The 242-nt window shown below is 45.9% G+C and carries 1 protein-coding gene; it reads left to right on the top strand.

The features are described 5' to 3' along the window. Positions 1 to 242: aminotransferase class I/II-fold pyridoxal phosphate-dependent enzyme (locus tag JFU56_RS22695; protein ID WP_374221068.1), on the top strand; the 242-nt coding region annotated here is incomplete at both ends.

Raw genomic sequence — 242 nt, 5'->3', positions numbered from 1 at the left:
AATGAATCGGGTTGTCAGGTCAGCTCAAATGATATTATCGTGACCAATGGTTGCTTAGAAGCCTTATCGGTGTGTTTACGTGCCGTGGCTAAACCGGGTGCCACCATTGCGTTGGAGTCACCGGGTTTTGTCGGTTCATTGCAATTAATTGAGTCATTAGGGTATAAAGCGTTAGAAATACCTTGCCACTCGGTGACTGGAATGAGTCTAGAAGCGTTAGAGTTAGCGTTAGAGCAGTGGAA

The sequence above is a fragment of the Moritella sp. F3 genome (assembly GCF_015082335.1).
Lineage (GTDB): Bacteria > Pseudomonadota > Gammaproteobacteria > Enterobacterales > Moritellaceae > Moritella.
This window is presented reverse-complemented; position numbering and strand designations above follow the sequence as displayed.